We start from the raw sequence: 17,425 nt of genomic DNA on the forward strand, positions 1-17,425 counted from the left end.
CACAGCCGGCCACCAGCCGATCGCACACCCGCCGGGCCGCCGGGCGGTGTGCCGCAGCATTTCTCGCTGCCACCATGATCGCGTCTGCGTGCAACAGCGGGAACGACTCCGGCGGCGAGTCGGGGGCCAGCGCCGGACCACCACAACCCGGCGGTGAGATCGTGATCGGCCTCGACGCCGAGGGTGACGGCTTCAACCCCGCCACGAGCCAGTGGGGACCCGCCACCGTCCAGATGGCACTGGCGCTGATGGACCCCCTCACGAGCATCGACGAGGACGGGATGTGGCACCCCTACCTGGCGGAGTCGATCACGCCCAACGACGATTTCACCGAGTGGACGATCAGGCTGCGGCCGGGCATCACGTTCTCCAGCGGTAACCCCGTCGACGCCGAGGCTGTCAAGTTCAACCTCGACAACGTCATCAACTCGATCCTGGTCGGACCCGTTCTGACAGGGCTCAACGAGCCCGAAGTCGTGGACGACCTCACACTGAAGCTCACGACAGACGAACCCTGGTCCTCACTGCCGCTCTACCTCGCCGGCCAACCCGGCTACATCGGTGACCCCGAGTGGCTCGGTGCCCCCGACTCCGATCCCCAGGCGCCCGTCGGCAGCGGGCCGTTCGTCCTCGAGGAACGCACGCTCGACGCGCAGACCGTCGTGGTGCGCAACGACGGCTACTGGCGCGACCCGTACCCGTACCTCGACAGGGTCACGTTCCGCATCGTGCCCGACACGATTCAGCGCGTTCAGGCCCTCGAGACCGGTGAACTGGATCTCACCATCTCGCAGAACGACGAGGACGTCGTGGCCATCGAGGAGAACCCGAATCTCGAGTCACTCACACAGTTCTCGACCGACGAGAGCTTCGTGATGCTCAACGTGTCCCAGCCGCCCTTCGACAACCCGGTCGCACGGGAGGCCCTGGCGCTCGGAATGGACCGCGACAGCTGGAACTCGGTCACGAACCCCACCGGCATCACGCGCCTCGCAGACAGCCCGTGGCCCGAGGAGTCACCGTGGCACCCCGAGGGAGTCGAGTTCCCCGACTACGACCCCGACCGTGCCCGTGAGCTCGTGGGCCGGTACGAGGAGGAGACCGGCGAACCGTTGTCGTTCCGCTTCGGGACGACCGACGCCCCCGAAGCGGAGCGGACCCAGGACATCCTTGCGGAGCAGTGGCGCGACATCGGCGTGGAGGTGGACCCCTACAACTCCGAGCAGGCCACGCTGATCAGTGATGTCCTCGGTGGCGACTACCAGGCACTCGTCTGGCGGCAGTTCAACTCCCCGGACCCCGACGGAGAGTCTCACTGGTGGTTCTCGAAGAACGCCGAAGGTGCCGTGTCGACCAACTTCGCGCGCAACAAGGACCCGCGGATCGACGAGGCACTCCGGGCCGGACGGGCCACCGACGACGTCGAGGTCCGCAGGGACGAGTACCGCAAGGTCGCCGAGTACCTCAACGAGGACCTCCCCTACCTGTGGCTCCAGCACACGACCTGGGTCGTGGGGTTCCAGAAGGACCTCGAGAGCGTCGGTGTGTGGGAGTTCCCCGATGGGACGCCGGGCGCTCCCGTGTTCAACAGCCAGGTGCAGGTGTACCCCATCTGGCTGGCGCCCTGACGCGAGCCATCGGCGTCTTCCGGTCGTGAGCGACAGGTAGTAGGTTGCGCCGGTACATCCGGGATGTGACACACGTCACGCCCGTGGAACCGGCAGGGCATCTGGGGGGACACACGTGGCGACACCGGTAGGAATCCGCAGGCGAAGCCGCTACATCGTCATCGTCATTGCAGCACTGATGGTGGCTCTCGTCGCCGCCGCCTGCGGCAGTGGCAGTGACGACTCGGGCAGTGACGAGCCCGCCGGTGACCCGGTCGACGGTGGGGAGGTCGTCGCCGGCCTGGAGGCCGAGACCGACGGTCTGAACCCCACGACGAACCGGTGGGCCGTCGCCGGCCTCCAGATGGCGGCCGCGGTCTACGACCCTCTCATGGCCTACGACGAGGACGGAGAAGTGCGCCCATACCTCGCCGAGTCGTTCGAGCCGGTGGAGGGCACCGACTTCACACAGTGGACCCTGAAGATCCGCCCGGGTATCACCTTCCACGACGGCACACCCGTCGACGCGGCAGCGGTCAAGCGCAACATCGACGGCCACCTCGACTCGATCCTCACGTCGTCGGTGTTCACAGGGCTCCAGAGCCCCGAGATCGTCGACGACCTGACACTGTCGCTCACGACCGATTTCCCGTGGGCGACACTGCCGGCACTGTTCGTCAACCAGACCGGCTACATCGCCGCACCCTCGATGCTCGACTCCGACGACGGCGGGGACCAGAGCCCGATCGGCTCGGGTCCGTTCAAGCTCGAGTCGCGCACCGTCGACTCACAGACCGTGTTCGTCAAGAACGAGAACTACTGGCGCGAGGGACTGCCCCACCTCGACAAGATCACGTTCCGCATCGTTCCCGACGAGCAGCAGCGCTCCACGGCACTCGCTGCCGGCGACATCGATCTCACGCAGACCGACCGCGACGAGGAGGTCGCCGGGTTCGAGAGCAACCCGAACATCGACGTGTTCCTCGCCGAGGACGACGAGGAGGAAAACCTCTACCTCAACCAGGACAACCCCAACGGACAACTCGCCGACGAACGGGTCCGCATGGCGGTCTCCTACGCCGTCGACCGTGAGGGCCACAACGAGCTGCTCGGATCGGGCATCACCGAGGTGGCGAACAGTGCGTGGGGGCCGGAGTCGAAGTTCTACCCCGGCGACGAGGTCACCCACATCGGCTACGACCCCGAGAAGGCCAGGGAGCTGGTCGACGAGTACGAATCCGACACCGGCGAGGAGATCGAGCTCACCCTGATGACCACCCCGAACCCTGACAACGGCGCGTCCATCGACTTCGTGAAGGAGAACCTCGAAGAGGTGGGGATCTCGACCGGCGAGCCGCTGAAGATCGAGCAGTCGGAGTTCATCAGTCAGCTCATCAACGGAACCTACGACATCGCCCTGGTGCGCCAGTTCGGCGACCCCGACCCCGACGTCGACGCCGTCTGGTGGTTCTCCGAGAACGCCGACACCCCGGTACCACTCAACTTCGTGCGCAACCGCGACCCGGAGATCGACCGCCTGCTCCTGGAGGCGCGCGCCACGACCGACCTCGACACCCGGCGGGAGCTCTACTGGGAGGTCGCCCAGCGCCAGAACGACGCTGCGGTCTACGTGCGGCTCTACCACACGGTGTGGGCCGTGGCGTGGCGCGACCAGGTGGAGAGCGTCACCGAGTGGGAGCTCCCCGACGGCGAGCCAGGCCTGCCGATCGTGCGGGGCCGGTACCAGACCGCCCAGATCTGGGTGTCCTGACAGAAGCTGACGCGGGAGGAGTCGAGGAGTAGGCGGGATGCGCTACGCCGTCCGCAAGGTGCTGTACGTCATCCCGGTCCTGCTCGCCGTCTCGTTCCTCACGTTCCTACTCGTCAACCTGCTACCGGGCGGTCCCGAGGTCGCGATCCTGGGTGCCAACGCCTCCGAGGAAAACCGGGAGCAGGTCCGGGAGGACCTGAACCTCGACCGTCCGCTTCCGGTGCGCTATGTCGACTGGCTCGGCGACGCCGTCATCGGCGACTTCGGCCAGTCCTACATCACGGACGAAGAGGTCTCCACGACCATCAACGAGCGGATCGGCAACACCCTCTACCTCCTGATCTACGCGCAGCTCATCGCTCTCGCCATCGGGATCCCGCTCGGGATACTCGCGGCCCAGAGACCGGGTGGACTGCTCGACACGGCGGCGTCGAGTACGGCGTTCGTGTTCCTGGCCGTACCGTCGTTCGTCCTGGCGTACGTTCTCAGCTACCTCTTCGCGTACAAGCTCGGGTGGTTCCCGACCTTGTTCGATGCGGACGCGCGCCTGACGTCGCTGTTCCTGCCTGCGCTGAGTCTCGCTGCGGCCGAGGCGGCGGTCTACCTGCGGATTCTCCGTTCCGACATGGTGGCCACGTTGCAGGAGGACTACATCACGATGGCGAAGGCCAAAGGCCTGTCGCGATCGCGCATTCTGCTCCGCCACGCCTTCCGACCGTCGACGTTCACGCTCGTGACCCTCGCCGGGTTGAACATGGCCCGGCTCATCGGCGGCGCCTTCGTGATCGAGAACATCTTCGCCATCAACGGGATCGGGCGCCTCGCCATCACGAGCGTGCTCAAGCGCGACTACCTCGTCGTACAGGGCGTTGTCCTGGTCGTCGCCGTTGCCTACGTGCTCTTCAACCTCGTGATCGACCTCCTCTACGCGTACCTCGACCCGCGCATCCGTCACGCGCGCGCTCTCTCGTGAGTCCTGATGGGTAGGAAACCCCGCGAGAGCGCCTCGTTCACCGAACAGCACGACCCCCGGGAGCTCTTTGCGGAGGCGCCGGCCGAGGCCTACGCCGACGCCGTCGACGCCGTGGCGGGTGTTGATGCCGCGCTCGTCCCCGACGAAGCCGTCAGGAAGCGCCTCGGAGCCATGTTCTGGGTCTCGGTCGTCATATTCACCGTGATCGTGCTCGTCGTGTTCCTCGCCGACTGGCTACCGCTCCAGGACCCCGACACACCCGACGTGCAGGCCCCGAACGCCGGGCCGAGCACGGCCCACTGGCTCGGGACCGACCAGAACGGGCGCGACCTCCTCTCACGCGTGATCCACGGCGGTCAGGTCCCGATCATCATCGGCTTCAGTGCCGCCTTCTTCGGCCTGGTGATCGGAGGGCTCGGAGGGCTCATCGCCGGCTACTACCGCGGGAAGACCGAGACCGGCATCATGTGGGCGACCGACGTGGCGCTTGCCTTCCCGCCGATCGTGCTGGCCATGACGCTCGTGTTCTTCTGGGGCAACGACGTCTGGCAGATGGCCCTGATCCTGGGCCTCATCTCCATCCCACCGGTGATCCGGATCGCGCGCGCCAACACGCTCATCCACGGGCAGCGGGAGTTCGTCCTGGCCGCCCATGCTCTCGGCGCCAAACGCGGGCGTATCCTGCGACGCGACGTCCTGCCCAACGTGATGCCGGCCATGCTGTCGTTCTCGTTGATCGTCGTGGCGATCGTGATAGTGGCCGAGGCGTCGCTCTCGGTCATCGGTATCAGTGTCGACCGGTTCACGTGGGGCCAGATGATCGTCGACGGCTCGCAGGTCATCAAGGACGACCCCCATGTCGTGTTCGTGCCCTGTGCCGCCCTGTTCCTGACGGTGTTGTCACTGAATCTCGCGGGTGACAGCCTGCGCGCCTACTTCGACGTGCGCGAGGGAGGACTGTGAACATGGCGGACGCTGTGCCCCCGTACGAGGGGGATCCCCTCCTCGAGGTCGATGACCTGCGGACCGCCTTCCGGACCGAGCGCGGAACGGTGCGGGCCGTCGACGGTGTCACGTTCAGTCTCGAGCGCGGTAGGACCCTCGGCGTTGTCGGCGAGTCGGGGTCGGGCAAGACGGTCCTGTCGCGGTCCATCATGGGACTTCTCCCGCGCCACAACGTTGTGCGGAGCGGCTCGGTCCGCTTCGAGGGAAGCGAGATCGCCTCCTTGAACTCGAAGGAGCTGCGCGCCTTCTGGGGCCCGCAGATGGCCATGGTCTTCCAGGACCCGATGACCTCGCTCAACCCGGTGATGAAGATCGGCAAGCAGATCACCGAGTCCCTGCGGACCCACCTGGACGTCTCGCGGTCCTACGCCGACGAAACCGCCGTCAATCTCCTTCGCTCCGTCGGGATCCCCGAGCCCGAACGGCGGATGAGCGAGTACCCCCACCAGCTCTCCGGTGGAATGCGCCAGCGCGTGACGATCGCCGTGGCACTCGCGTGCGGGCCGAAGCTCCTCTTCGCCGACGAACCCACCACGGCGCTCGACGTGACCGTCCAGGCCCAGATTCTCGACCTCCTCGACGAGCAGCAGCGCGAGAGGTACATGGCGGTGATCCTCGTCACTCACGATCTGGGCGTGGTGGCGGGCCGCGCCGACGACATCGCTGTGATGTACGCGGGCCGGATCGTCGAGAAGGCACCCACGCGGATCCTCTTCTCGGAGATACGGATGCCCTACACCGAGGCCCTCGTACGTTCCATCCCCCGACTGGCCAACCACAGCCACACGCGACTCCCCGTGATCGGCGGACGTCCCCCCGACCTGGTCAGCCCGCCGGCGGGCTGCCGCTTCGCTCCGCGTTGCGCGTACGCCCAGGACCGCTGCCGCGAGGAGGAGCCCCCACTTCGCCCCGCCGAGACGGCCGGGCACGAGTTCCGGTGCTGGTTCCCGGTCGGGACGCCCGAGGGCACCGAAGCGCTGGCCCGCAACAGGGCGGGCGCAGGGTCGGCCGGCGAGGTGGCCTGATGGCGGGCAGTGGGACCGCACATCTCCGCTCTGACGACGCTTTCCTCGTGGCCGAGCACCTCACGGTGGAGTTCCCCGTGGGGCGTTCGGGTCTCGTCGTCCATGCCGTGTCCGATGTCAGCATCGACGTGGCCGAGGGCGAGACGCTCGGCCTCGTCGGCGAGTCGGGCTGCGGGAAGTCGACCACGGGGCGGGCAATGCTCCAGCTCCCGGCGCCGACATCGGGAAGCGTCCGTTTCGAGGGAACCGAGCTCACGGAACTGTCGGGCGAGGCGCTGCGCCGATTCCGTCCGCGTCTCCAGATGATCTTCCAGGACCCGATCTCGTCGCTGAATCCCCGTCGCCGCGTCGGTGACATCGTCGGGGAGCCACTGAAGATCTGGACCGACATGTCGACCGACGAGCGCTCTCGTCGTGTCGCCGCGACACTCGAGACTGTCGGCCTCGACCCCGAGGAAGCCATACGGCGCCGACCCCACGAGTTCTCCGGGGGCCAGTGCCAGCGAATCTCCATCGCCCGCGCTCTCGTGATGGACCCCAAGCTGATCATCTGCGACGAACCTGTCTCGGCGCTCGACGTGTCGGTTCAGGCGCAGATCCTGAACCTTCTCGAGGACATGAAGCAGCGCTACGGGCTGACGCTCGTGTTCATCGCGCACGACCTCGCCGTCGTGAAGAACGTCAGCGACAGGGTCGCCGTGATGTACCTCGGGAAGCTGTGTGAGATCGCCGCGTCCGACGATCTCTACGCCGAGCCGCTGCACCCCTACACCGCCGCCCTGATGTCGGCCATCCCCGTCCCCGATCCCGACGTACGCCAGGACGCCGTGGAGGCGTTCGGCTCGGAGATCCCGTCACCGGTCACGCCCCCCAGCGGGTGCCGTTTCAGGACACGTTGTCCGAAGGCGCAGGAACGCTGCGCACGCGAGGAGCCCGAGATCCACCACGCGGGGGATGACCACTACGTGGCGTGCCACTTCCCGCTCGAGCCCGGCGAGATGGACAGGCTCGCCAACACCCCGCCCGGTCGATCCGGCACCGGAGATCGCCCGCGCTGATCGCCGGTGACTCAGGACGGGCAGGTGTCGGCGGCGTCGCCTCCGGCGAAGCGCTCGGCGATCCAGGTGAGATTCTCGCCCAATGCGGGCTCGAAGACACCCGAGTGGTCGGCACCCGGGTAGATGACGAGCTCCACGACGCTGCCGAGCTCACACACCCGGCCGACGTACTCGTCGGTCACGAACTCGGGGACCAGGGCGTCCTCACTGCCCTGGAACACGTGGATCGGCGCGTCGGTGGCGACGGCACCGGGTGTGTTCTCCTCCAGCAGCGCGGGCCACGGAGGAACATCCATGGGATTCTGTGCGATGGTCTCCTCGACGGGCCCGGCGAAGGCCTCGAGAACCTCGGCCGCACACTGCTCCTCCACGACGACGGCGTCCTCACGTCCCTGCGGCGTGAGAACGGCGTCGACGTCGGCCTCGGGGTAGGCGGCGGCGAAACCCATACCGCCCATCACGACGAAGCCGACGAAGTCGGGAACCGACGAGGCGACGTCGAGCAGGAGCGGCAGGTTGCCCACCGGTGCTCCGGCGGCCACACCCACAACGTCGAGATCCGGGGCGTACCCGGGCGCGATCTGGCCGGCGAAGAGCGCGGCGTGGCCACCCTGGGACATCCCCCAGATCGCCACCTCGTCGCCGGCGCCCGCGTCATCGATGTGCTGCGCCGCACGTGCGATGTCGAGGACACCCCGACCCTCGCTCTCGCCCACGAGGAACGGGTGCACGCCCGGAGTGCCGAGCCCTTCGTAGTCTGTGGCCACCGCCACGTAGCCCGCATCGAGCATCTCCTGGAGGCCGGGAATCGTCTCCGACACGGATGCTTCTTTGCTCGGCGCACACCCGTCGGCGAGGCCCACGGTCCCGTGTGCCCACGTGACAACGGGTCGCCCACCGTCGGGAGCCGCACCGTCGGGAGCCACGACGACTCCGGACACCGCGACGTCGTCGCCCTCGATCGACTCCGAGTGGTAGAGCACCCTCCACGCCTGTGCATCGGGTGGCGCGTCGACCTCCTCCGCCCAGATGAGCTCACCGGGCGCCCCGTCGGGCAGCGGCTCCGGCGGCAGGTAGAGATCACCCTCGGGCACCGCGGGGTCGCCTGAGGCGGCCCCGACGTCGTCGTCGGACGCGGTACCACCTGAATCACAGGCCACCGCCACGAGAGCGAGCGCGACGAGGAGGGAGACGAGTCGCCGGACCATCACGGGAGTCTCCCAGACGTGCCCGTCGGTGGCGAGTCGGTGATACGTCGTCAACGCAGGCCTGCGACGACGGCGTCCGCGAAGCGTCCCGGGGTCTCGATCATCGGGTAGTGCCCCACACCCTCCAGGGTGACGAGCTCCGCTGTGGGGACGGCCGCCGACAACCTCTGTGCCATGTCGTACACGGCGACGGGGTCGGCATCGCCCCACACGATCCGAAGCGGCGAGTCGTGATGCTCGATGGCACCGGTCCACCGGTGCTCGTGGGTACGCCTCTCGGGGATGTAGCGGATGATGCGGGCCAGGAGCCGGTGACCGTCGCCGCGCGACACCAGCTCCCACTGTGCGCCGAGCTCCTCCGCGTCGGGAGGGAAGTCGGGCGAGAACGTCGACGCCAGACCGGAGCAGAACATCTCCTCGGTGGGGCCCACCTCGGGGTCGATGGGCTCGTCGGGGAGTTCCAGCAGCAATTGCTGGCCGACGGTGAGCTGTGCGTCGTCGATGTAGATCGACCCGTTCGTGACGATGCGCTCCGCGACGCGCAGCGCGCTGTCGCCGTCGATCTGGCGCGCCAGCACCTCCCCACCCACTGAATCACCCATGTCGTGGGTGACGAGAGCGATCTCCGTGAGCCCGAGCTCGGCGACCAACGCCTCCACGATGTCTGCCTGATGGAAAAGCGAGTAGGGCACGTCGGGCTTGTCGGAAAGCCCGAAACCGAGGAAGTCGAGAAGCACGACCCGGCGGTGGGCGCAGAGGGCTCCGAGTACGTGTCGCCAGTCGAACGAGCACGTCGGGTATCCGTGGAGCACGAGCACGGGAGGCCCCGATTCCGCATTCCGCGCGGCCCGGTCGAGAACGAAGATGTCGTGGCCGAGCAGGCGCCGACGGCTCCCGGCCCGCTCCCACTCCGCCACCGCCGCCGAGGGCACCCTCAGCTCTCCATCACGACCCGAGCGGCCTCCTCGGCGGCGGCGAGTTGTCGCTCCACGATCGCCAGGCCGCCCTCCCAGAAGGTCGGGTCCGCCAGATCGACGCCGACGATGCGGCCGAGGTCCTCGGGCGCCATCGACCCACCGGCCGCCAGGAGCCGCACGTAGTCGGGGACGAACCCGTCTCCCTGCTCCTCGTAGCGCCGGTACACCGAGAGGGCCAGGAGCTGGCCGTAGGCGTACGCGTAGACGTAGCCGGGGGTCCCCATGAAGTGCGGGACGTACGACCACCAGTTGCGGTAGCCCTCGGTGATCTCGACGGTGTCGCCGAGCATGTCGGTCTGAGTCGAGGTCCACAGCTGCGCGAACCGTTCCGGTGAGAGCTCCCCCTCCTCGCGACGTGCGGTGTGGGCGGCGTCCTCGAATCGGTTCATGGCGATCTGGCGGAACACGGTGGCGATCTGGCCCTCGAGGCTCTCCGCCAGGAGAGCGAGACGGTCGCGCGGGTCGGTGGTCTCGGCCAGGAGCCGGCCGAACGTGACGGTCTCGCCGAACACCGAGGCCGTCTCGGCCAGGGTGAGCGGTGTCGACTGGTGGAAGACACCTTGCGGCCGTGCCAGGTACGCATGGATACCGTGGCCGAGCTCATGGGCGAGGGTGAGCACGTCGCGACGGCGTCCCGTCCAGTTCAGGAGCACGTAGGGATGCCGGGACGGGACGGTGTAGGCGCAGAAGGCCCCTGGCCTCTTCCCCGCGCGCACCGGTGCGTCGATCCAGTTCTCGTGGAAGAAGCGCTGCGCCACTCCCGCCATCTCCTCGGAGAAGGAGGTGTAGGCGTCGAGGACGATGGAGCTCGCCTCGGCCCACCCGAAGCGTGCGTCCTCGTCGACGACCGACGCCATCCTGTCGTAGTCGGCGAGCCGGTTGAGCCCCAGGAGCTCGGCCTTCAGCGAGTACCAGCGTTGCGGGATGTCATAACGGTTCGTGACGGCGTCGATCAGCGCCGCGACCGACTCGTCCGAGGCCTCGTTCGACAGGTTCCGCGACGAGATCCAGTTCGGATACCTGCGCAGTCTGTCGTCGGTGGCCTTGTCGGCCAGCAGTGTGTTGTACACGAAGACGCGCGTGCGAAGACCCGGCTCGAGTGCTGCCGACACGGCGTCGGCTGCCTGGCGGCGATCCGAACGCACGGGGGAAGCCAGACGCGAAAGCCCCTCCTCCAGTGACACCGGGGAGCCCTCGAGATCGACCTCGACAGCGGAGGTGAGCTCGTCGAAGAGGCGGGTCCACGCGCTGCGGCCTGTGACGGCCTTCTCCGACAGCAGGATCTCCTCGGGCTCGGACAACAGGTGTGGGCGATACCTCCGGGTCGACTCCAGGTGGTGCCGGCAGAAGGCGAGCCGGTCGTCGGCCAGGAGGGTCGAGGCGCGCTCGTCGTCGACCGCCGCCCATTCGAGCTCGATGAAGACGAGCGTCGTCTGGATGGCCGTGGCACGTTCCTCGAAGCGTTGCATCAGCGCACCCGCTTCCGGGTCCGCTGTGTCGACGCTGTAGGCGAGGCTGGCGTACGAACCGGCCCGTCCGACGAGCTCCTCGAGTGACCCGAGCGCTGCCATCAGCTCGGCGAGCTCCTCCGCGTCGAGCTCGGCGATCCGGCCCCGGAATCCTTCGAGCTCCTCCGCGGCGCGTTGCGCAACGTCGAGAAGACCGTCGACCCCCGACGTCCCACGCCCGTCGACGAGGGGCTCGAGATCCCATGCCACGTCGGCGGCCGAGAGATCGCTGTCGTCGGGACGGTCGGCGTTCGCGGGCACGGACTCCGTGTTCGTGGTGCTGGCCATCCCGGGATCCTACGTGCGACGCTGGGTCCCGTGGCGACGCGACGACCCTCCGTCCTGTTCCTGTGCACCGGTAACGCCGCGCGCTCGGTCCTGGCAGCCGCGTTTCTGGATCGCCTCACTCCGACGGTCTCTGTGGCTTCTGCGGGTACGCACGCCGTTCCCGGAATGCCACCGGGACGCGACGTGCGGACCGTGCTCCGGGAACACGGTGTGGGTGGCTTCTCCCACCGCTCGTCGTCGCTGGAGCACACCGACCTCGCCGAGGTGGACGTCGTCGTTGCACTCGCGACCGAGCACGTCCGCTATGTGCGAAGGCACCATTCGGCGCATGCGGTGAGAACTGCCACGTTGCGGCGCCTGTGCCGTGACCTCCTCCCGGGCACAGACCCGTTGGCGGTCCGCGTCGAGCGACTGGCGCTGAACACGGTTGCTCTCGAGGAGTGGGAGGACGTCGACGACCCGGCCGGCCACGACATCGACGTGTACCGGGCGTGCGGGAAGGACATCGCCTCGCTGATCGAGCAGCTCGCCCCACGACTCGTCGGACACGCGACGCTCTTCTAGCTTCCGCCGCGTTCACGCTCCGCCGCCGTGGACATCATCGTCGTCGCGATGCCGGCGACCACCGCCTGCACCTCGGAGGACACGGAGGGCTCGGGCGTCGGCACCGTCACCGTCGAGGGACGGGATCTGGCCAACGCGCGGGGCGGATCGACGATCGAGATTCAGCTCCCGTCGTGAGGCTCAGGGAGCCGTGAAACCGGCGCACACGTCGCGTTCGGCCTCTCCTTCGCCGTCGGGTGACGCGGGCACGACGAGGCAGGCCGCACCACGACCCGTGAGGACCGTGAGGCGTCCGTTCGCCTCGAAGTCGTCGCTCGGGACCAGTCGAACCGCCAGGTTCTCCCCTTCCACCTGCTCCAGGAACCGGTCCTTGCGCGGGTTCTGCGCCTCTCCTTCGAGGCTTGCGAGGGCACGGAGGCGCGCGTCGACCTCCAGCGCCACGGCGAGGACCGGGTCGTCGGGCTGCCCGTCCGTCTCGTCGGGTGTCGCGAGGAGGTCCTCGGGCACGCCCGCGCGGAAATCGACCAGCTCCGCGTGAACGTCGCCGGCGTCGTAGCGGGCGAGAACACCGTCGTCGGTGACGCACAGCTCCCACTCGTCGATGTCGCTCGCCCCGCCGAGGAGCGCGGGTTCGACGCCCCGAATGGTGGCGCACGTGGAGGGAAGCTCGTCGATCTCGACCGGCGTCGTGTCGACCTCCACCTCGGCACCCTTCCAGTCCTGGACCTCACGGAGGATCCCCGCGAGGACGATCGGAACGAAGCCTCCGACGGGTCGGATCTTGTCGGCGTAGTCCCGTCCGGAGATCTCGTCACACGTCTGCGAGACCGGGCCCGACGTGCACCGGTACGTGACGTCGTCGATGTCGAAGAGCGCGACCGCCTCGTCGAGGCGGACGAAGTCGATACGGACAGCTTCGGGGCTGTGGGAAACGACGACATTGGCGTTGTCGGCTTCGATCCCCAGAGCCTCCATGTCGAGACTCACTTCCTCGACCGGTGCGCTCGCGCTCGGCTCCTCCGGATCGGGACGCTCGACCTCGTACGCAGCCTGGTAGCTCTGGTCGGAACCGAACTCGAGGAGCTGGATGAGCGGAACGATGGCGTCGGGGGGCTCGGACGACTCGGAGCCACCCGTTGTCGAGTCGGCCGAGCACGCTGCTCCCCCCATGGCGACGGCGAGCAGGCCGATGAGGACGGCGAACAGGGGGTGGGGGTGCCGGCCTACCTGTTCGGCGTGGACTGTCGGGAACACCTGCGCCTTTCGAGCGTCGGCTCCGTTCCCTCGGGGTGGGTCGACGCCGCTGAAATCGGTGCCACCGAGGCTATGTGGTCGTGCGTAGGATTCCACATCGCGTCCACACCGGGTCCACATCACGTTGTGCGAAGCCGGGAACAATCACGGTTCGGCAGCCGTTCACCTCGTTGTCCGATCATCCACCACGGGAGTCACTGTGAGCGAGCACCGGAAGTCCCCCTCGATCTCCAAGTCGGACGACGAATGGCGCCACCAGCTCACACCCGAGCAGTTCGCCGTCACCCGACAGGGCGGCACCGAGCCCGCATTCACCGGTGAGTACTGGAACACCAAGGACGACGGCGTCTACCGCTGCATCTGCTGCGACGAGGAGCTCTTCCACTCCGACACGAAGTTCGACTCCGGCACGGGCTGGCCGAGCTTCTTCCAGCCGATCGACGAGGAGAAGCTCCTTCTCGAGACCGACACGTCCCACGGGACGGTCCGCACCGAGGTGCGCTGCCGGATCTGCGACGCCCACCTCGGTCACGTGTTCCCCGACGGACCGGAGCCCACTGGCCGGCGTTACTGCATGAACTCGGCCTCGCTACGACTCGAGGGCTGAGGCAGCGCCGGACCGATCTCACCCGCAGGCGATCTCACCCGCAGGATCGTCCCCGGGACGACCTCAGACGCGGGTCCTGCTCCCGAAAGAGTCGTGAGCCGCACCGTCGCCGGCCATGCGCGCCAGCACCGCGTCGGCGAAGCGTCGTGGCTCTGCCACGGTGAGTGTGAGACCCGGGTGCAGCATCCGCCCTGTCGGCTCCAGGCCCGGCACCGGGTGGTGGAACACGAGGCACACACCGCCTCGCGTGGTGGTGCCGAAGGTGAGACCGCGGTCGGCGAAGGACCCGCGTGCACCGATGGCCGTGTACCACCGGTAGGGACCGGTCATGTGAACGCCCGAGATGTTGGACACCGGCGTCGAGAACGCCCACGGCCCGAAGCGGACATCGAGCTCCGTGTCGTCGAGCCTCACGAGGCTCGTGCGCGGAGCCACGCCGAGCATGAGCAACAGGGGCCGGAACCGGGCCTCGAAGTCGAAGTCGAATCGTGTGTCCACGGGGCGCGTTGCTACCCCCGTGGCGGGCACCGGGCAAGCCCGGCACCAAAGAGGCTGGTCAGGCCCGCAGGGCCAGCGGGGGCTCGTCGGGCCCGGAGTCGGGTCGCGTGAGGCCCTCCCGGGACTCTCCGTCGGGCGGCTCCACCTGTGTGCGCAGCTCCTCGATCCTGGCGAGCTCCTTCTCCATCCCGCGGCGGCGTACGCCGTTGAGCTCGTCGAAGGCCTTGCCGGCGGCGGTGATCCTGTCGCCCACCTTCTCCACCTGCCCGCTGAACTTCTCCCACTGGGCCTGGAAGCCCGTGAGCCGCTGGAGGATCTCGTGGGATGTGCGCTCGAGGCGGAAGTTGTCGACGGACTGGCGCACGATGGCCAGGACCGGGAACAGGGTGAGCGGTGAGCACAGCACGACACGGCGCTTCAGGGCCTCGTCGACCAGGTCGGGGTCGTCCTGCTGGATGAAGGCGTAGAGCTCGTCGCTGGGGATGAACAGCAGCACGCAGTCGACAGTGGTGGACGTGTCGACGTAGCCACGACCGGCGAGCTCCTTGACACGGTCCCGCACGTCGCGGCGGAAGGCGTCGCGGCACTTCCGGGCCTCGATCTCCGAATCGGTCTCGGAGGCCTTGCGGAGGTTGTCGAAGGGGAACTTCACATCCATGTGGAGCAGCAGGTCGTTGGGCAGCAGGAAGGTGAAGTCGGGGACCTCCCCGCTCGGGATCCGGCGCTGCTTGTGGAAGTTCACGTTCTCCAGGAGCCCCGCGTGGGCGAGGACGTCCTCGGCCATGCGCTCACCCCACTGACCGCGGCTCTTCGGGCCCGACAAGGTTCGCCCCAGACTCTCGGTGGTGGCGTTCAGATCCGACAGGCCCTTGCTCTGCGCCTCCAGGAGCTGACCGATCTCGCCGAACTTCTTCTCGCGGTCGCGCTCCAGGGAGTGCATCAGCTCGCCGACCTTCTCCAGCTCGCCCTTCATGGTGGCGAGCTCCCGGTCGATGAGGGTCTTGCGCTGCTCCAGGGCCGCCGTACCCGACGACAGCTGCGCCGCCGACTGGGCCTCGAACTGCGCACGGTTCGTTTCGGCGAGCTGGGCCACGGCGTGCTCGAGAGCCCGGTCGACCGCGGCGTCGCGCGACGCCACGAGCTCCTCGTGCTGTGCCATGGCGGCGAGTCGGGCCTCCTCGGTGAGACGCTCGAGGTCGTCGCGCGAGCGCGTGGCACGCACGGCCACGGTGACGGCTACAGCCACCGCCACCAGCGCCACCACCGCCACGAGTGCCATCAGAATCGCGCCCATCGCCGTCTCCCGTTCCGGTCTCGTTCACGGCCGGGACCGCTTCCCGACCTCAGAGCCCACGGTACGGGGCGGGTGTGACAACTACGGCGATACCCCTGGATTTCCAGGGGTTCCACGGCGCCGGGCGGCAGCTGCACCCGGCGGGCTACAGCCCCGCGGCGGCCTCCCGGTCGTGGTCGAGGGCCGCTTCCATACGGGCGGCGCCCGGGAGGCGCAGGTGCCGGGAGTTCGTGCCGTAGGCGGGGGCCGGGAGGTCGGCGAGGCGGCGGGCCTCCACCAGCGCCTCGTCGAGCACCGAACCGGCGGGCACGACCCTGTCGAGGAACCCGGCCTCGCGGGCGCCCTCGGGGTCGTAGGTGCGGGACTCGACGGTGGCCCGTTGGAGCTGTGTCACCACCAGACGCTCCCGACAGATCTCCACGGCCCAGGCGGGCAGCGGCATGCCGATCTGGGTCTCGATGAGCTGGAACCGGACATCGCCCGCCGCCCCGACCCGGTGGTGGCTCCCCAGCAGCAGGAAGCACCCGGCCGCCACGGCGTGCCCGCTGCAGGCCGCCACGACGGGGACCGGCGAGGCGTAGCAGCGCCGGACGAACTCACCGCCGTCGGTGACGAGGTCCAGCGTCGAGCGGTCACCTCTCTTCATGATGGTCAGGTCGAACCCACCCGAGAACATCCCGGGACGGCCGGTGAGGACCAGCGCCCCGGCCTCGTCGCCGCTCTCCACGTCGTCGAGGGCCGCCGTGAGCGCCTCGAAGACGGCGGGCGTGAGGGCGTTGGCCTTCCCGTCGTCGATCCGGGCGATGTGGATACCGTCGCTGACGGTGACCACGACGGGGGCCGGTCGGCCCTCGGGGATCGCGTCAGTCGGGTCGGCGGGTGCCATCGGCTCTCCTCCGTCGGGTCGCACCGACGCTATCCGCGTCGTCACCCGAGCTCCTCCCGTCGTGCCCGTCGGGCCACTCGCCGAACGCTGTGGCTGTGCGCCACGTCCGCCGTCGCCCCGGCGTCGATGCCCGGCCACGTCGGTGCATACCGTAGCGTGGCCGGTCGCAAGCGAACCGGAGGTGCGACCATCGCCGTCATCGAGCTCCGGGGAGTTGCCCGCACCTACAAGGTCGGCGAGACGAGCGTCACGGCACTTCGCGACGTGGACGTCACGGTCGACGAGGGCGAGTTCGTCGTCGTCCTCGGCCCCTCGGGCTGCGGCAAGACCACGCTCCTCAACATGATCGGTGCGCTCGACACGCCGTCTGCAGGCGAGGTGTACGTCGCCGGGCAGCGCATCACCGACGCCGGCCGCAAGGAGCTGTTCCGCTTCCGGCGTCAGACGGTGAGTTTCGTGTTCCAGACGTTCAACCTCTTCCCGGCTCTCACGGCCGCAGAAAACGTCCAGTTCGCCATCGACGTCACCCGTGGTGACGCGGGCGGGCCGACGGCCGCCGAGGTGCTCGGGCAGGTCGGCCTCGAAGACCGGCTCGACCACTTCCCGAGTCAGATGTCGGGCGGCGAGCAGCAGAGGGTCGCGATCGCCCGCGCGCTGGCGACCTCCAACCCCGTGGTCCTGGCCGACGAGCCGACGGGGGAACTGGACTTCCGCACCGGGGTGCAGATCCTCGAGCTCCTCGAGCAGCAGACCACCACGGGCGCGACGGTCGTCGTCGTAACCCACAACCGTGAGATCAGCCGCTCCGCGTCACGAGTCGTCGAGCTGAGCGGCGGTGCGGTGGTCTCCGACGGCCCCCCGACGGGAGGTCGCGCCGACATCGCGACACTGCGCTGGTGACC

General features: G+C 68.4%; 17 protein-coding genes. 10 read left to right on the forward strand and 7 right to left on the reverse strand.

Going from position 1 to position 17,425, the window contains the following annotated elements:
* The first annotated feature begins 74 nt into the window (after positions 1-74).
* From R3A49_04900 to R3A49_04925, 6 genes are all read left to right on the forward strand, one after another.
* Positions 75-1,628, forward strand: coding sequence for an ABC transporter substrate-binding protein (locus tag R3A49_04900; protein ID MEZ5170070.1), 1,554 nt, complete (start codon positions 75-77; stop codon positions 1,626-1,628).
* A gap of 115 nt (positions 1,629-1,743) precedes the next feature.
* The gene (locus tag R3A49_04905; GenBank protein MEZ5170071.1) at positions 1,744-3,378 is read left to right on the forward strand and encodes an ABC transporter substrate-binding protein; all 1,635 of its coding nucleotides are present in this window, start codon (positions 1,744-1,746) and stop codon (positions 3,376-3,378) included.
* A 37-nt stretch (positions 3,379-3,415) separates the two neighbouring features.
* Complete coding sequence (locus tag R3A49_04910) at positions 3,416-4,351, forward strand: ABC transporter permease (GenBank protein ID MEZ5170072.1); 936 nt, start codon at positions 3,416-3,418, stop codon at positions 4,349-4,351.
* 6 nt (positions 4,352-4,357) lie between these two features.
* Positions 4,358-5,314: an ABC transporter permease gene (locus tag R3A49_04915; protein MEZ5170073.1), complete on the forward strand. Its 957-nt coding sequence runs from the start codon at positions 4,358-4,360 to the stop codon at positions 5,312-5,314.
* Between the two features lie 2 nt (positions 5,315-5,316).
* On the forward strand, positions 5,317-6,381 hold the full coding sequence (locus tag R3A49_04920) for an ABC transporter ATP-binding protein (protein MEZ5170074.1): 1,065 nt from the start codon (positions 5,317-5,319) through the stop codon (positions 6,379-6,381).
* The gene (locus R3A49_04925) at positions 6,381-7,439 is read left to right on the forward strand and encodes an ATP-binding cassette domain-containing protein (GenBank protein ID MEZ5170075.1); all 1,059 of its coding nucleotides are present in this window, start codon (positions 6,381-6,383) and stop codon (positions 7,437-7,439) included. The genes R3A49_04920 and R3A49_04925 overlap by 1 nt, the downstream gene beginning before the upstream one ends.
* An 11-nt stretch (positions 7,440-7,450) precedes the next feature.
* Here R3A49_04925 and R3A49_04930 read toward each other — a convergent pair whose 3' ends face one another.
* The 3 genes from R3A49_04930 to R3A49_04940 are packed head-to-tail and all read right to left on the reverse strand — an operon-like array spanning position 7,451 to position 11,420.
* A complete protein-coding gene (locus tag R3A49_04930) occupies positions 7,451-8,647 on the reverse strand; it encodes a lipase family protein (GenBank protein ID MEZ5170076.1) in 1,197 nt (398 codons plus the stop codon).
* A gap of 50 nt (positions 8,648-8,697) precedes the next feature.
* Positions 8,698-9,579 carry an alpha/beta hydrolase gene (locus R3A49_04935; GenBank protein ID MEZ5170077.1) on the reverse strand — a complete coding sequence of 294 codons (882 nt, stop codon included), beginning with the start codon at positions 9,577-9,579 and terminating at the stop codon, positions 8,698-8,700.
* A gap of 2 nt (positions 9,580-9,581) precedes the next feature.
* Positions 9,582-11,420 carry a M3 family oligoendopeptidase gene (locus tag R3A49_04940; GenBank protein MEZ5170078.1) on the reverse strand — a complete coding sequence of 613 codons (1,839 nt, stop codon included), beginning with the start codon at positions 11,418-11,420 and terminating at the stop codon, positions 9,582-9,584.
* Between the two features lie 30 nt (positions 11,421-11,450).
* Here R3A49_04940 and R3A49_04945 point away from each other — a divergent pair, with 30 nt between their 5' ends.
* Together R3A49_04945 and R3A49_04950 are read left to right on the forward strand one after the other, a co-directional pair.
* Entirely contained in the window at positions 11,451-11,984 is a 534-nt protein-coding gene (locus R3A49_04945; GenBank protein ID MEZ5170079.1) for a hypothetical protein, read from the forward strand.
* Between the two features lie 27 nt (positions 11,985-12,011).
* Positions 12,012-12,161, forward strand: coding sequence for a hypothetical protein (locus R3A49_04950; GenBank protein MEZ5170080.1), 150 nt, complete (start codon positions 12,012-12,014; stop codon positions 12,159-12,161).
* Between the two features lie 3 nt (positions 12,162-12,164).
* On the opposite strand, the gene R3A49_04955 is transcribed toward R3A49_04950, so the two are convergent.
* Positions 12,165-13,238 (reverse strand): hypothetical protein, encoded by a 1,074-nt coding sequence (locus R3A49_04955; protein ID MEZ5170081.1) that lies wholly within the window; start codon positions 13,236-13,238, stop codon positions 12,165-12,167.
* A 199-nt stretch (positions 13,239-13,437) separates the two neighbouring features.
* On the opposite strand from R3A49_04955, the gene msrB reads away from it, so the two are divergent.
* Positions 13,438-13,845, forward strand: coding sequence for a peptide-methionine (R)-S-oxide reductase MsrB (msrB, locus tag R3A49_04960; protein MEZ5170082.1), 408 nt, complete (start codon positions 13,438-13,440; stop codon positions 13,843-13,845).
* A 63-nt stretch (positions 13,846-13,908) separates the two neighbouring features.
* On the opposite strand, the gene R3A49_04965 is transcribed toward msrB, so the two are convergent.
* The 3 genes from R3A49_04965 to R3A49_04975 all read right to left on the reverse strand — a co-directional run bounded on the left by R3A49_04965 (position 13,909) and on the right by R3A49_04975 (position 16,568).
* Positions 13,909-14,343: a hypothetical protein gene (locus tag R3A49_04965; protein MEZ5170083.1), complete on the reverse strand. Its 435-nt coding sequence runs from the start codon at positions 14,341-14,343 to the stop codon at positions 13,909-13,911.
* A gap of 58 nt (positions 14,344-14,401) precedes the next feature.
* Positions 14,402-15,637, reverse strand: coding sequence for a DNA recombination protein RmuC (locus tag R3A49_04970; GenBank protein MEZ5170084.1), 1,236 nt, complete (start codon positions 15,635-15,637; stop codon positions 14,402-14,404).
* Positions 15,638-15,782: 145 nt separating this feature from the next.
* Complete coding sequence (locus tag R3A49_04975) at positions 15,783-16,568, reverse strand: crotonase/enoyl-CoA hydratase family protein (protein ID MEZ5170085.1); 786 nt, start codon at positions 16,566-16,568, stop codon at positions 15,783-15,785.
* Between the two features lie 111 nt (positions 16,569-16,679).
* On the opposite strand from R3A49_04975, the gene R3A49_04980 reads away from it, so the two are divergent.
* The gene (locus R3A49_04980) at positions 16,680-17,423 is read left to right on the forward strand and encodes an ABC transporter ATP-binding protein (protein MEZ5170086.1); all 744 of its coding nucleotides are present in this window, start codon (positions 16,680-16,682) and stop codon (positions 17,421-17,423) included.
* Positions 17,424-17,425 lie beyond the last annotated feature (2 nt).

Source organism: Acidimicrobiia bacterium, assembly GCA_041394025.1.
In the GTDB taxonomy this organism is placed as follows: domain Bacteria; phylum Actinomycetota; class Acidimicrobiia; order IMCC26256; family JAOSJL01; genus JAOSJL01.